This is a genomic window from Pseudomonas oryzihabitans, assembly GCF_032027545.1.
Lineage (GTDB): Bacteria > Pseudomonadota > Gammaproteobacteria > Pseudomonadales > Pseudomonadaceae > Chryseomonas > Chryseomonas oryzihabitans_F.
The window spans coordinates 81,435-96,068 of record NZ_JAVSJB010000006.1 but is presented as its reverse complement, the minus strand read 5'-3'; the positions used below and the strand labels follow the sequence as shown (position 1 = coordinate 96,068).

Annotated in this window: 9 protein-coding genes; 3 read left to right on the top strand and 6 right to left on the bottom strand. The window is 64.7% G+C overall.

The window, feature by feature from the left end; all coding sequences use genetic code 11:
• Nucleotides 1–2,250, bottom strand: a complete 2,250-nt coding sequence (locus RND78_RS11845) for an ATP-binding protein (protein WP_409457046.1) — start codon at nt 2,248–2,250, stop codon at nt 1–3.
• Between the two features lie 247 nt (nt 2,251–2,497).
• On the opposite strand from RND78_RS11845, the gene RND78_RS11840 reads away from it, so the two are divergent.
• Nucleotides 2,498–3,493 carry an alpha/beta fold hydrolase gene (locus RND78_RS11840; protein ID WP_409457049.1) on the top strand — a complete coding sequence of 332 codons (996 nt, stop codon included), beginning with the start codon at nt 2,498–2,500 and terminating at the stop codon, nt 3,491–3,493.
• A gap of 297 nt (nt 3,494–3,790) precedes the next feature.
• Here the strand turns inward: RND78_RS11840 and RND78_RS11835 are convergent, their stop codons facing one another.
• From RND78_RS11835 to RND78_RS11825, 3 genes are all read right to left on the bottom strand, one after another.
• The gene (locus tag RND78_RS11835) at nt 3,791–8,638 is read right to left on the bottom strand and encodes an NAD-glutamate dehydrogenase (protein ID WP_312728959.1); all 4,848 of its coding nucleotides are present in this window, start codon (nt 8,636–8,638) and stop codon (nt 3,791–3,793) included.
• A gap of 192 nt (nt 8,639–8,830) precedes the next feature.
• On the bottom strand, nt 8,831–9,040 hold the full coding sequence (locus RND78_RS11830; RefSeq protein WP_312728958.1) for a SlyX family protein: 210 nt from the start codon (nt 9,038–9,040) through the stop codon (nt 8,831–8,833).
• Nucleotides 9,037–9,453 carry an HIT family protein gene (locus tag RND78_RS11825; protein WP_312728957.1) on the bottom strand — a complete coding sequence of 139 codons (417 nt, stop codon included), beginning with the start codon at nt 9,451–9,453 and terminating at the stop codon, nt 9,037–9,039. Before RND78_RS11825 ends, RND78_RS11830 begins: the two co-directional genes overlap by 4 nt.
• 372 nt (nt 9,454–9,825) lie before the next feature.
• On the opposite strand from RND78_RS11825, the gene RND78_RS11820 reads away from it, so the two are divergent.
• Nucleotides 9,826–11,160 (top strand): OprD family porin, encoded by a 1,335-nt coding sequence (locus tag RND78_RS11820; protein ID WP_312728955.1) that lies wholly within the window; start codon nt 9,826–9,828, stop codon nt 11,158–11,160.
• Between the two features lie 152 nt (nt 11,161–11,312).
• Entirely contained in the window at nt 11,313–13,019 is a 1,707-nt protein-coding gene (locus RND78_RS11815; RefSeq protein WP_312728953.1) for a proline--tRNA ligase, read from the top strand.
• 16 nt (nt 13,020–13,035) lie between these two features.
• On the opposite strand, the gene RND78_RS11810 is transcribed toward RND78_RS11815, so the two are convergent.
• Nucleotides 13,036–13,320 (bottom strand): acylphosphatase, encoded by a 285-nt coding sequence (locus tag RND78_RS11810; protein ID WP_409457048.1) that lies wholly within the window; start codon nt 13,318–13,320, stop codon nt 13,036–13,038.
• Nucleotides 13,320–14,570, bottom strand: a complete 1,251-nt coding sequence (locus tag RND78_RS11805; RefSeq protein WP_312728950.1) for a YihY family inner membrane protein — start codon at nt 14,568–14,570, stop codon at nt 13,320–13,322. Before RND78_RS11805 ends, RND78_RS11810 begins: the two co-directional genes overlap by 1 nt.
• Between the last annotated feature and the right edge of the window lie 64 nt (nt 14,571–14,634).

Sequence of the window (14,634 nt, the reverse complement as noted above, 5' to 3'; positions counted from 1 at the left end):
CTACCTTTTGTGTACCGGCGACGGCCGTTGTTTGGGTAATGCGAAATAGAAGGTGGCGCCCTCGCCTACTGCGCCCTCGGCCCAGACCCGGCCATCGTGGCGCTCGATGATGCGCCTGACACTGGCCAGACCGATACCGACACCCTCGAACTCGTCGGCATGGTGGAGGCGCTGGAATACGCCGAACAGCTTGTTCACGTAATCCATGTTGAAGCCGACGCCGTTGTCGCGCACGAAGACCACATCCTCGGACTCGCTCGGCAGCGTACCGATCTCGATCACCGCCGGGTCCGCATAGCGGCTGTACTTGATGGCATTGGCCAGCAGGTTGCGCAAGGCCAGGTGGACGAAGGCCGCGTCGGCGATGACCACGGGCAGCGGGCCGATCCGCCATTCCACCCGCCGGTCGGCATAGTCCGGCGCCATTTCCTCGCGGATGGCTTCCACCAGCGCGGTCAGGTTGACGTCGGAATAGCGGATCGCCGCCCGGCCCATCTGCGAGAAGCTCAGCAGGTTGTCCACCAGGCTGCCGGCGAAGCGGGCCGAGGTACCGATGTTCTCCAGGAAGCGGCGACCACGATCGGAGAGCTTGCCGCCCTCGATGTCGCCCAGCAGCTCGGCATAGCCGGCGATATGGCGCAGCGGCGCGCGCAGGTCGTGGGACACGCTGTAGGAGAAGGCGGCCAGTTCCTTGTTGCTGCGCTGCAACTCCTCGGCCAGTTCAGCCATCTCCTCGGCCTTGCGCAGCACGATGCCGCGCACGGCGTTGCGCAGTTCCAGGGCGCTTTCCACTTCCAGCGCGGACCAGGGCAGGGACAGCCCCCGTACCGTCTCCTGCCAGAGCGCGAAGCTCTGGCGCGGCGACAGACGACCGTCCCCTTGATCCACCTTGGTGGGGCGACCCGCCCAGTTCACCACCTGCACCAGCTCGGCCCGGAACCAGACCAGGTAATGGGAATGCAGCTCGGAGATCGGCACGGCGAGGATGCCCGCCGCATACTGCGCCAGCTTCGGCAGCTCGGCGATGTCCTTGGCCAGGTTGTCGGTGAAGAAGTGGTCCTTGACGTTGGCCGACAGCCACTCGACCAGTTCGTCCACCTGCTCGCGCGGCGGTACCTGGCCGATCAGTTCGGTCCCGTCGGAGGAGATGATCGCCGCGCCCTGGGCGCGGGCGAAGTCGAGGTATACCTGCGGCAGGTCGAGCAGACCCTGGCAGACGCTGTCGCGGTCGGCCATGGTCGAGAGCATCTGCACCATGGACTGGCGCAGGGCGAGGCGTCGGTCGGCCTCGGCGTGGGTCTCGGCCGCATCGATCTGCAGGGACAGCACCCGACCGAACAGCTCGCAGGCCGTGCGCGTCTGGAAGGAGACCCGCTGCGGTTGGCGGTCATGGCAGAGCACCAGGCCCCAGAGCCGGTCGCCGACCACGATGGAGACGGACATGGAGGCCAAGGTGCCCATGTTCCTCATGTACTGCAGGTGCACCGGCGAGACACTGCGCAGTTGGGCGAAGCTCAGGTCCAGCGGTTCGCCGGTCAGCGGGTTGACCTGCGGCTGCAGGGGCGACGGCTGATAGTAGGCGTTGCCGATCACTCGGATACGGTTCGCCAGGTACAGCCGCCGAGCCTGGGCGGGAATGTCCGAGGCCGGGAATCTCAGGCCAAGGTAGCTGGGCACACCCGGATCGCGCTCCTCGGCCAGGACCTGGCCGTGACCGTCCTCGTCGAAGCGGTAGATCATGATGTGGTCGAAGCCGGAGATCCGCTTTGCCTCGCGCACGGCGAGCTGGGCGATGGCGTCGACGGTCTCGGCCTGGTGCAGCTGTTCGATGAACACCCGCACCATGGGGTAGAGGGTGTTGAGGCCGAGGCGGGTATCCACCATGGCCTCGAACTCGACGATCAGCACCCCGGCGAAGCGATGCATGAACAGGGCGAAGGTCTGCCGAGCCGGGCCGAGCGTCACCTCGCCCTGGTAGGAGGGATTCTGCTCTTCCTGGTCCAAGGCTGCGAGCATCGCCGGCAAGTCCATCCCTGGCAGCAATTCGCCAAGGGTCCGGCCCAGTACCTCGTCCGCCCCCAGGCCCAGGTGCTCGCGCACGTTGGCGCTGGCCTGCACGATACGCAGCCCCGGTTCTTCCACGGCGAACAGGAAGCCATGCTCCTGGATACTGCCGGGAATATGGATCGGCTCATTGGCACAATCGGCCAAGGCATCGGGCTGCATCTGGGGCTGGGACTCGAGCGCCAAACCGGGGACCTCTCGTGATCGGAAAAAGCGCAGGAACGAGGTGCGCACGAACGAAACAAACGATGTTCCAGATTATCAGACCCTGGCCTGGAGGCGAAGCAAATCGGTGCGGACGGCAGCCTCGACACCTGGGGCATCCGATCATCTGACCTCGGGAGGAATCTTGGTCCGGCACCATCGGTCGGAACTCCTTTAACCCCCAAGGACTTTGACCATGCACCTGCGCCTCGTCCTCCCCTTGACCGCCATGCTGCTCAGCCCCGTTGTCATGGCGGATGCCGTTTACGGCGAACGCCTGGAGGGCTTCGACTATGCCTATCCCGTCCGGCAATTCGCCTTCACGTCACAGCGCCAACCCCTGGAGATGGCCTATCTGGACGTGGCCCCGACCGGCAAGGCGAATGGGCGCACCCTGGTCCTGCTGCACGGCAAGAACTTCTGCGCCGGCACCTGGGCGGACAGCATCCGGGTGCTCGCCGCCGCCGGCTATCGGGTGGTCGCCCCCGACCAGATAGGCTTCTGCAAGTCCACCAAGCCGGCCCACTATCAATACAGCTTCCAGCAACTGGCCGCCAACACCCGCGCCCTGCTCGACCACCTTGGCATCGCCCGCGCGACCCTGATCGGTCATTCCACAGGCGGTATGCTGGCGACCCGTTACGCCCTCCTCTATCCCGAGGCCACCGAACAGCTGGTGCTGGTCAATCCCATCGGCCTGGAAGACTGGCAGGCCAAGGGCGTGCCCTATCGCAGCGTGGACCAGTGGTACGAGCGCGAATTGAAGACCACCGCGGACGGCATTCGCGACTACGAACGCAGCACCTACTACGCCGGCCAGTGGGCGCCGCGCTACGAACGCTGGGTCGGGATGCTCGCCGGCCTCAATGCGGGACCGGGCAAGCAGCGCGTGGCCTGGAACTCGGCTCTGATCTACGACATGATCCAGAACCAGCCGGTGGTGTACGAGTTGCCGCAGCTGCGCATGCCCACCCTGCTGCTGATCGGCCAGCGGGATACCACCGCCATCGGCAAGGACGCCGCGCCAGCGGAGGTCAAGGCGCGTCTGGGCCACTATCCCGAATTGGGCAAGGCAGCGGCGAAGCTGATTCCCAAGGCGACCCTGGTGGAATTCGCCGACCTCGGCCACGCCCCACAGATGCAGGCGCCGGAGCGTTTCCACCAGGCCCTGCTGCAGGGCCTGGCGAAACCTGGAACCGAACGCTCGACCAGTCCCACGCCATGAATGAAGAAGGCGGCGCCCCTCGGGGTACGCCGCCTTAGAGCCTGTCCAGAGTCTCGCGAGCTACAGCCAAACAGGGCCTAGGCGGCCCCGCGAAAAATAGCTGAGGAAGCGAATCGGACTCGCGCTCGAGTTTACGAGTAGTAAATGAGCATTGCGACGGGGCCGCCTAGGTGGGGCTGGCCTTCCAGGGCATTTTCAACGCGGTTTGGCCGACGCGCGGCAGACTTTGAATAGGCTCCTCGCGCTGAACCGCCAGACCGGGGGCGTCATCGGCACCTGGCCGATGACGCCCCAGCCTCAGGCGCTGCTGCTGGCCAGGTCCGCCAGTTCCCGACTGGCCACGCTGTACATCGCGTAGTCCTGGCCGCTGGCGTTGCGCAGGTCCACCAGCAGACCGCGCCAGCGCTCCACCGCCGCCCTGTGCTGCTCCAGCCACAACGACAGTCGCGCCTCCGGATCGCTGGACGCCTCGGCGAGATTGAGCATGCCGACGGTAATGGCGCGCTGCTGCACGTCCACCTCATCCCGGAAGGCTTCCCGCGCCAGGGCCTGCCAGGCATTGGCGACCGGCAGCTGGTTGAGCTGCTGCTGGTACCAGGTCAGATCCAGCACGTCGCCCGCCGCGAACCAGGTAGCCGCCACTTCCAGCGGATCCTGGGCGGTGACGTCTGCCGCCTGGATCACCGGCAGCAGGGTATAGATGTGGTTGGTCCCCGCCACGACCCGTGCCAGCAATTCGGGAACGCCCGCCTCGGTGTAGGCGCGGAAGCGCTCTTCCCAGTCCTGGCGCGGCTCGCCCTGCAGCAGCTCGTCCAGGCGCACCCCCAGGGCAGCGATGCGCGGCCCGAAGAAGGCCGCCGCGGCACCGGCATCCAGGCCGCTGCGATGGCTGCGCAGGAACCAGCGCGTCGCCCGCCGACCCAGGCGCATCAGCTCACTCATCAAGCGTAGCTGCAGCTCGGCCGGCACCTGATGGTCCAGGGCCTCCACCTGACGCCACCAGTGCGGCAGGTGCAGGACGTCGCGCATGACCACATAGGCCCGGGCCACGTCCGCTGCGCTCATGCCGGTGGACTCGCGCAGCCGCTGCACGAAGGTGATGCCCATGTGGTTGATCAGGTCGTTGGCGATCTGGTTGGCGACGATTTCGCGCTTGAGGCGATGGCGCGCCATGGCTTCGGGGAACTGCTCGGTCAGACGTTTCGGGAAGGCGCCCTGCATGTCCCGGGCGAGGTACTCGTCGTCCGGCACCGAAGAGGCCAGCAGTTGCTCCTTGAGGTCGATCTTGCTGTAGGAGATCAGCACCGACAACTCGGCGCGGGTCAGCCCCTGCTCCTTGGCGGCGCGTTCGGCCAGGACCTCATCGCTGGGCAGGAACTCCAGGGTGCGGTCCAGCTTGCCGCGGCTTTCCAGGTCGACGATCAGACGCTGGTACTCGGCCAGGTGGGTCCGGGCACGGTACTCGGCGAGGGACAGGGCGCCGGTCTGCATGTAGTTGTTGGCGACCACCAGCTCGCCGACCTCATCAGTCATCTCGCCCATCAGGGTGTTGCGCTGCTTGACGGTCATGTCGCCTGCGGAGACCACGTCACCCAGCAGGATCTTGATGTTGACCTCGTGGTCGGAGCAGTCCACCCCGCCGGCGTTGTCGATGAAGTCGGTGTTGCAGGCCCCGCCCTGCAGTCCGAACTCCACCCGCGCCAACTGGCTCATGCCCAGGTTGCCACCCTCGCCGATCACCTTGGCGCGCAGGTCGCAGCCATCCACCCGCAAGCCGTCGTTGGCCTTGTCGCCGATGTCGGCATGGCTCTCGAAGCTGGCCTTGACGTAGGTGCCGATGCCACCGTTCCAGATCAGGTCCACCGGTGCCTTGAGCAGTGCATGGATGAGTTCGGTTGGGGTCAGCTGGTCGGCCTGCAGGTCGAAGCGCGCCTTCATCTCGGGAGTGATGGCGATACGCTTGGCGCTGCGCGGGAAGATGCCACCGCCCTGGGAGATCAGGCTGGCGTCATAGTCGGTCCAGCTCGATCGCGGCAGGTTGAACAGCCGTTCGCGCTCGGCGTAGCTGCGCTCGGCGTCCGGGTTGGGGTCGATGAAGATGTGCAGGTGGTTGAAGGCCGCCACCAGCTGCAGGCTGCGCGAACGCAGCAGGCCGTTGCCGAAGACGTCGCCGGCCATGTCGCCGATGCCCAGCACCGTCACCGGATCGCGCTGGACATCGATGCCACGCTCGCGGAAATGCCGCTGGACGCTGACCCAGGCACCGCGGGAGGTGATGCCCATCTTCTTGTGGTCGTAGCCGGCCGAGCCGCCGGAGGCGAAGGCATCGTCAAGCCAGAAGCCATAGTCGCGGGCGATGCCGTTGGCGATGTCGGAGAAGGTCGCAGTGCCCTTGTCGGCCGCTACCACCAGGTAGGGATCGTCGCCGTCGTAGCGCACTACCGCCGTCGGCGGCACGATCTCGCCGTCCTTGAGGTTGTCGGTGATGTCCAGCAAGCCGCTGATGAAGATCCGGTAGCAGGCGATGGCCTCGGCCTGGATCTCGTCGCGGGAGCCGCCCAGGGGCAGGCGCCGCGGCACGAAGCCGCCCTTGGCCCCGACCGGCACGATCACCGAGTTCTTCACCTGCTGCGCCTTGACCAGGCCCAGCACCTCGGTGCGGTAGTCCTCCTCGCGATCCGACCAGCGCAGGCCACCGCGGGCGACGTTGCCGAAACGCAGGTGCACGCCCTCGACCCGCGGGCTGTAGACGAAGATCTCGTAGCGCGGCACCGGGCGGGGCAGCTCGGGGATGGCCTTGGGGTCGAGCTTGAAGCTGAAGTAGGCCTTGGCCTTGCCGGCGGCATCGCTCTGGAAGACGTTGGTGCGCAAAGTCGCCTTGATCAGGTCCAGATAACGCCGCAGGATGCGGTCTTCGTTGAGCACCGCGACGTCGTCGAGGGCACTGAGGATGGCCTGTTCCAGACGCTGCTGCTTGTCGTCCAGGTCATCGCTGGTCATGCGCCGCGCCAGGTAGAACTTCATGCGGAACAGTCGCACCAGTTCCCGGGCGATGTCGACATGGGCGTTGAGGGTGGCGGCGATGTAGCCGATGTCGAAGCCGATGCGGATCTGCTTGAGGTAGCGGGCGTAGGCGCGCAGCACCGCCACGTCGCGCCAGGGCAAGCCGGCAGTGAGTACCAGCCGGTTGAAGCTGTCGTTTTCCGCCTGCCCTTCCACCACCTGGACGAAGGCGTCCTGGAAGGTGTCGTTGAGCTGCTGCAGGTCCAGCTCCAGGCCGGCCACGGTGGTGAAGGCGAAGTCGTGGATCCAGTAGCGGCGGCCGTTGCGATGGCGCAGTTCGTAGGGGAACTCACCGAGCACGCGCAGGCCGAGGTTTTCCAGGATCGGCAGGACGTCCGACAGCGCCAGGGGCGTATCGGCGTGGTAGAGCTTGCAGTGCAGGATGTTGTCGCCGGTCTGGGTCAGCGGCTGGTAGAAGCCCATGGCCAGGCGGCGATCATCGTTCAGGGCCAGCAGGTGACGCATGTCCACCACGGCCAGGTGCGGCGCGAAGCGCTCGCGATAGCCGGCGGGGAAACCCAGCGGGTAGTCGGCCAGGATGGAGGTGCCCTGGGCCTCGCCGAAGCTGTCCACCATCAGGCTGGCGAAGTCGTCCTTCCAGCTGCGGCAGGCCTGCACCATCTCCTGTTCCAGCCGGGCCGGGTCGACGTCCTGCGGCTGCAGCGGATCGACGCGCAGGATGAACTGCACCCGCGCCAGCACCGACTCGGAGAAGAAGGTCCAGAATTCGCAGTCGGTGCCATGCAGGCGATCCATGAGGATCTGCTGCATGCGCTGGCGGACTTCGGTGGAATAGATGTCGCGCGGCACGTAGGCGAGGCAATAGAAGAACTGGCCGTAGGGATCGCGACGCAGGAACACGCGTACCTTGCTGCGCTCCTGGATCTGCACGATGGCCATGGCGGTGCTGGACAGCTCGTCCACCGGCGTCTGGAACAGATCGTCGCGGGGCAGGCCCTCGAGGACCTGGGCCAGTTCCTTGCCCAGGTGCGCACTGCTGTCGAAATCGGCGCGGCGCCTTACCTCGTCGACCTTGCGGCGGATGTAGGGAATCTCGCGCACGCTGTCGTTGTAGACGCTGGAGGTGTAGAGACCCATGAAGCGGTGCTCGCGCACCACCCGGCCGCTGGCGTCCACCTCACGCAGGGAAACGAAGTCGGGATAGGCCGGACGATGCACCCGACTCGGATCGGCGGCCTTGGCGAAGGACAGCAGCACCGGCTCGCGCAGATAGCGCAGCGGCTCGCCGGAAAGCGCCACCGCAGCGGTCTCCGGACTGCCTCTCAGCCGTCGCGACAGACCCAGCAGGGACTCGGGCGCGTAGCGCTGCACGGCATTCTCGCCCTCGCCTTCCACGGTGAATTCCTCGTAACCGAGGAAGGTGAAACGGTCGTTGCGCAGCCAGTCGAGGAAGGCCTTGACCTCAGCCAGCTCCCCTTCCTCGACGCCCGCCGGACGCTGCTCCAGCCAGTCCAGCAGCTCGCCGACCCTGGCCTTCATGGCGGCGAAGTCGCCCACCGCCAGGCGCACCTCGCCGAGGATCTCCTGCAGCGACGCTTCCAGGGCCCGCAATTCGCTGGTGGCCGCACAGCGATTGATCTCGAGGAACATCAAGGCTTCGCGGGTCACGCCCTCGCCTTGCTGGCCCTTGGGCAGCAGTTCGAGCAGCCGGCCCTGGGCATCGCGGCGGACGCTGAGCACGCTGTTCTGCAGGGTATGGACGCTATAGCCCTGGCGATTGAGCTCCATACGGATCGAATCGACCAGGAACGGCGAGTCGGCGTGCAGCACCTCGACCACGGTATGGCTCGATTGCCAGCCGTGGCGTTCGTAATCGGGGTTGAAGACCTGGACCCGGGGCTCGGCCGGGTCGAAGACGTCCAGCAGGCGCCAGGCCGAGAGCACGCAGCCGACCAGATCGGAAAGACGGCGCTGGGTCAGCTCTTCCAGCGGGACGATGCCGAAGAACTGGGCGGTGAAGCGCTCCAGCTGTTCGAGGGTGGCCCCTTCGACATGGGCCGCAAGGGCATTCCTGAGTTGTTGTTGGAAATCCGCTTGGCTGGCAGCGGTGAAAAACGCCATAACCGTACTCCGTCCTGAAGGTGCTGTGGGCTTCGCTCCGCAGAGGACAGGCCTCTCCCGGAGCGAGTTCCACGAAGGACGAGGCCGGACTGCACCAAAAAAGTGCAACAGTGCAGTACGGCTAGAGTAGCCCTCTAATCCGTCAACGCACGTATGTCAGGGCGACAACAAGATTCAGCTGCGGAACGGGTCTCAATAGTGGGGCGGCGGCGCCTCGTCCGGCAGGCCGCCGCCACCGGCGGTCTGCAGCTCCGCCTGGCGCTCGGCCAGCAGGCGGATCTGCGCCGCGCAGCGGTCGAGCGCCTTCTGCTGCTCGATGATGATGTCGTTGAGGGTCTGGATGGTGTCGTCCTGGAAGGCCTGGCGCACTTCCAGTTCGGCGATGCGTTCTTCGAGCGTCATGACTTGGCCTCCTGTTCGAGCAATGTTCGCCAGAGCGTCAGTGCCGTGCGCCCCTCCTCTTCGCCATAGGGCTCGCGCGGCGAATGCCCCCAGACCGGCCCAGGCCAGGCCGGATCGGCCGCGTGGCGCAACACCAGATGCACATGCAACTGACTGACTACGTTGCCCAGGGCACCGATGTTCAGTTTCAGATCGGGCTGTGCCCGGCGCAACACCTGAGCGACAAGTGTCACCTCTCGCCACAGTTGCGCCTGATCTGCCACGGACAGATCGAGAATCTCGGTAACACCTGCCTGGCGTGGCACCAGAATCAGCCAGTGGTAGCGGTGGTCGTTGAACAGCATTACCTGGCAGAGCGTCAAGGACGCCACTTCCAGCGTATCGCCGGCCAGTCGTGAATCGAGTTGGAACATCTCATCTCCTGCCAGATTAGGTCAGCACTAAAAGTGTGCATAACGACCGGTAAGTGAAACCTTTGGTGTCACAAAGGTGCAACCAGTGCTTCCGACACTGTGGCCATGCGCCGTTGAAAGCGAGCAACAGCCCGGATTGCCAACCGTTTCGCTTATTGTGCATGCTTCTTGCTAGCGGAAATCACGCGCGACGAACGGCGAGGAACTCTTAAGGCAAATTCTCAAGAGGACCGGTTAACTCACCGCCCGCAGACGCAAATTTTTGCCAAGGCCTATCGCCCCTCCTGGAGAGGTGCTATATGTGCCGCCATTAGAACAAACAGCCACGGCTGACACGATGGCTGATCCTCAAAACCCAAAGGAGCATTTCTGATGCAAGCGATGAAGTGGAGCGTTATCGCCCTGGCTGTAGCTGCAGGGACCACTCAACTGGCTTTCGCCGACCAGCAGTCCGAATCCAAGGGCTTCGTCGAAGACAGCAAGCTGACCCTGTTGAACCGCAACTACTACTTCAACCGGGACCGCAACAACAGAGCTAATGACCGCATCGACTGGAGCCATGGCTTCCTGATGAACTATGCATCGGGCTTCACCCAAGGCACTGTGGGTGTAGGCGTGGATGCCTTTGGTTACCTAGGTATCAAGCTGGACGGCGGCAAGGGTCATGCTGGCACTGGCAACCTGCCGATCGGCAGCGATGGCCGTCCGCAGGACGAGTACTCCACTGCTGGAGCAGCAGTCAAACTGCGTATCTCCAATACCGTACTGAAGTACGGCAACCTGCAGCCTACCTCTCCCGTCTTCGCTCTGGGTGGCAGCCGCCTGTTCCCCCAGACCGGCACCGGCTTCATGCTGACCAGCGAAGAGATCGAGAATCTGTTCTTGGAAGCCGGCCACTTCACGGCTGCGCGTGACAATATCAATACCTATCACGACGGCAACCTTGGCGCGCAGCTCACCGGTGGTCCGACTGGGGTTACCAGCAAGTCCGGTGACTATGCCGGCGGCAAGTACAAAATCAGCGACCAGTTGAGTGCCTCGCTGTACTACGGGCGACTGGAGGATCTCTGGAACCAGTACTATGCCAACGTCAACTTCGTTCAACCGCTGAGCGCTAATCAGTCGCTGACCTTCGACGCCAACTACTACTACACCAAGGATTCTGGCAGCTCCAAACTGGGTGATATCAGCAACAATACCTTCTCGTTAGCAGCTGCTTACAGTATCGATGCTCATACCTTCACCCTAGGCTTCCAAAAAGTGAATGGTGATACGCCCTTCGACTATGTCGGTGCAGGCGGTAAGGGCACTGCGCTGGGAAGCGGTGGCGATAGCATCTTCTTGGCTAACTCCGTACAGTTCTCCGACTTCAACGCACCTGGCGAGAAATCCTGGCAGGCTCGCTACGACCTGAACATGGCCACCCTCGGCGTTCCCGGCCTGAGCTTCATGGCCCGCTACGTTCGTGGTACAGGCATCGACGCTCCAAGCACTGCCACCGCCTATAGTGGCTTCTACCAAGATGGCGACTCGGAACGCGAAACCAACGTCGAAGCCAAGTACGTGCTGCAAAGCGGCCCGGCTAAGGACCTTTCTTTCCGTATCCGTCAATCCTGGCACCGTGGCAGTGACAGCACCGGTACCGGCGGCAGCGGCAACGTCAACGAGTTCCGCCTGATCACCGAGTACCCGCTGAGCATCCTGTAAGGAACAGCGTACCTCGTACGATCCAACAGCCCGGCCTCCGCCGGGCTGTTGCTTTTCCGGCTTCCGCCCGCCCCCGCCCGCGTCCCTGTACGCCCTGCCCCACCCCACCGTACAATGCCGGTCCCGTCTCGATGCCGACAGACCGCCCAGCCATGCGTACCAGTCAGTTCCTGCTGTCCACCCTCAAAGAAACCCCTTCCGATGCCGTGGTGATCAGCCACCAGTTGCTGCTGCGCGCCGGCATGATCCGCAAGCTGGCCTCCGGTCTCTACACCTGGTTGCCGCTGGGCCTGCGCGTGCTGCGCAAGGTGGAAGCCGTGGTCCGCGAGGAAATGAATGCCACCGGCGCCCTGGAAGTGCTGATGCCAGCCATCCAGCCCGCCGAGCTGTGGCAGGAATCCGGCCGCTGGGAGCAATACGGCCCCGAGCTGCTGCGCCTGAAGGACCGTCATCAGCGCGATTTCTGCGTGGGCCCGACCCATGAGGAAGTCATCACCGACCTGATGCGCAACGAACTGAACAGCTACAAGCAACTGCCGATCAACCTGTACCAGATCCAGACCAAGTTCCGCGACGAGATTCGTCCGCGCTTCGGCCTGATGCGTGGCCGCGAGTTCGTGATGAAGGACGCTTACTCCTTCCACCTGAACCAGGCCTCGCTGCAGCAAACCTACGACGCCATGTACCAGGCGTACTGCAACGTCTTCAGCCGCCTGGGCCTGGACTTCCGCCCGGTACAGGCGGACAACGGCTCCATCGGTGGCAGCGGCTCCCATGAATTCCATGTGCTGGCCAGCTCCGGCGAAGACGACATCGTCTTCAGCGACAGCTCCGACTATGCGGCCAACATCGAGAAGGCCGAAGCCCTGCCGCGGGAAACCGCACGTGGCGCCGCCACCGAGGAATTGCGCCTGGTCGATACTCCCGAGACCAAGACCATCGCCGACCTGGTGGAAAAATTCGGCCTGGCCATCGAGAAGACCGTGAAGACCCTGGTGGTCCGCGGTGCCGAGGAAGGTACCCTGGTCGCCCTGGTGGTGCGCGGCGATCACGAGCTTAACGAGATCAAGGCCGCCAACCTGCCCGAGGTCGCGAGCCCCCTGGTATTCGCCACCGAGCCCGAGATCCGTGCCGCCATCGGCGCCAGCCCTGGCTCCCTGGGCCCGATGAACTTGCCGATTCCCTGCATCGTCGATCGCTCGGTGGCCTTGATGAGCGATTTCGGCATCGGTGCCAACCAGGAAGACAAGCACTATTTCGGCGTGAACTGGGAGCGCGACCTGCCGCTGCCGCAGGTCGCCGACCTGCGCAATGTGGTAGCCGGCGATCCGAGTCCGGATGGCCAGGGCACCCTGGTGATCAAGCGCGGCATCGAGGTGGGTCACATCTTCCAGCTGGGCACCAAGTACAGCGACGCCATGAAGCTGTCGGTGCTGGGCGAGGAAGGCAAGCCCACCAACCTGACCATGGGCTGCTACGGCATCGGCGTATCCCGCGTGGTCGCCGCGGCCATCGAGCAGAACCACGACGAGCGCGGCATCCGCTGGCCGGCCGCCCTGGCGCCCTTCCAGATCGCCCTGGTGCCGATGAAGTACGAGAACGCCGCGGTGAAGGAAGCGACCGATCGTCTCTACATCGAGCTGAAAGCGGCGGGTTTCAATGTGCTGCTGGATGACCGGGACAAGAAGACCAGCCCCGGCGTGAAGTTCGCCGACATGGAGCTGATCGGCATCCCCCATCGCCTGGTGGTGGGCGAGCGCGGCCTCAACGAGGGCGTGGTCGAGTACAAGGGTCGTACCGACAGCGACAGCCAGAATGTCGCGCTGGCCGAGATCGTCGGCTTCCTCAAGGCCCGCTAAGGGCTACCGCTCCAGGTCAGGCGTCCGCGCGCCTGACCTGGAAGTCGATCAGGCCTTCGCAGGCCACCTCTTCCAGCATCACCTCGGTCACCTGGGCCACTGTCGGTCCCTGCCAGAGCCAGCGCTCCATATGGGTGAGTGCCTCGAGCGAACCTTCCAGGTGGCACTCCACCCGGCCATCCGCCAGATTCCGCACCCAGCCGGTGACGCCCAGTCGCTGCGCCTGCTGCCGGGTACTCTCGCGATAGTAGACGCCCTGGACGCGCCCGCTAATCAGTCCACGCCGCGCCGCTCTATCCATCATCGCGGAGCGCTCCGTTCTTCCAGCAACGGCGCGACCTTGAGCCACTGGGCCACGCTACCCGCGAGAATCTGGGAACGCTCCACCTGCAGCCGCTCGAAGGCCTCCTGCAACCGCGGATACCAGGCACCGGGAAAGCGTTCGGCGGGTGGCCAGCAATCTGGCGCGGGCGGTGCCCAGGGCGCGCGATCCAGCAGGTCCAGCAGGGCGTAGCCGTGCAGATCGCGACAGAGCACCCAGTGACCGCTGCCGTTCTGGCACACCAGCCGCTCCTGTTGCAGGAAGGCCAGCACCGCGTGCCATTCCTGCTCAGGCAGTTTCCACCCGGCATCGTGCAACCGGCCCAGATGCAGACTGGAACCGCTCTGCTGTCGCTCCAGAAAGGCGCGCAGCACCGCGAGCAGGACGAAGAACGCCGGCAACGGCGCCCGGCGCCAGTGATGGGTGGTGGACAGGCTGCAGACTACCTCGGCGCCCAGCAACACGATCAGCCAGCAGACATAGATCCAGACCAGGAACAGCGGCACCGTAGCGAAGGCGCCGTAGATCAGCTGGTAGCCGGGAAAGTAGAAGACATAGAGGCCGAAAATGCTCTTGGCCGCCTCGAACAGCACGCCGGTCAGGGCGCCGCCGATCAGCGCATGGCGCAGCGGCACCCGGGTGTTGGGCACGGCGGCGTACATCAGGGTGAAGGCGGCGATGCTGAACAGCAGGGGGGTGATCTTGAGTAAGACCTGGGCACCGGACATGCCGTAGGAACCGAACACCAGGGCCACCGAGGCCAGATAGGTGCTCATGGCGAAGCCGGCGCCGAGCAGCAACGGGCCCAGGCTGAGTACCGCCCAATACAGCAGGAAGCTGGATACCCCACGCCGCGGGATGCGCACCCGCCAGATGTCGTTGAAGGTCTTTTCCACCGTCACCAGCATGAAGAAGGAAGTGACCGCCAGCAGGGCCACGCCGAGCCAGGTCAGGTGCCGCGCCTGCTCGATGAAGTTACGCAGGTACTCCTCCAGCGTCGCCCCGGTAGAGGGCACGAAGTTACGGAAGATGAAGGCCTGGATCTGGGTCTCGGTGCCCTGGAAGGCCGGGATCGCCGAAAGCATGGCGAAGGTCACGGTCATCACCGGGACCACGGCGAACAGGGTGGTATAGGTCAGGGCCGCGGCGTTGTTGGGCGCCCGGTCTTCAACGAAGCGGTCGGCGAGATAGCGCACGAAGGACCAGAGTTCACGCAAGCGGGCCGGCATTGGCGGTTCCTCGAAAGGCACGGTCAAGGGCTGGCGCGGCGCTCCCCGCCAACCCGCTACAATG

Coding starts and splice junctions, on each gene's coding strand:
- RND78_RS11840 (WP_409457049.1), top strand. CDS start 2,498: ATGCTGCTCAGCCCCGTTGTCATGGCGGATGCCGTTTACGGCGAACGC.
- RND78_RS11835 (WP_312728959.1), bottom strand. CDS start 8,638: ATGGCGTTTTTCACCGCTGCCAGCCAAGCGGATTTCCAACAACAACTC.
- RND78_RS11830 (WP_312728958.1), bottom strand. CDS start 9,040: ATGACGCTCGAAGAACGCATCGCCGAACTGGAAGTGCGCCAGGCCTTC.
- RND78_RS11825 (WP_312728957.1), bottom strand. CDS start 9,453: ATGTTCCAACTCGATTCACGACTGGCCGGCGATACGCTGGAAGTGGCG.
- RND78_RS11820 (WP_312728955.1), top strand. CDS start 9,826: ATGCAAGCGATGAAGTGGAGCGTTATCGCCCTGGCTGTAGCTGCAGGG.
- RND78_RS11815 (WP_312728953.1), top strand. CDS start 11,313: ATGCGTACCAGTCAGTTCCTGCTGTCCACCCTCAAAGAAACCCCTTCC.
- RND78_RS11810 (WP_409457048.1), bottom strand. CDS start 13,320: ATGGATAGAGCGGCGCGGCGTGGACTGATTAGCGGGCGCGTCCAGGGC.
- RND78_RS11805 (WP_312728950.1), bottom strand. CDS start 14,570: ATGCCGGCCCGCTTGCGTGAACTCTGGTCCTTCGTGCGCTATCTCGCC.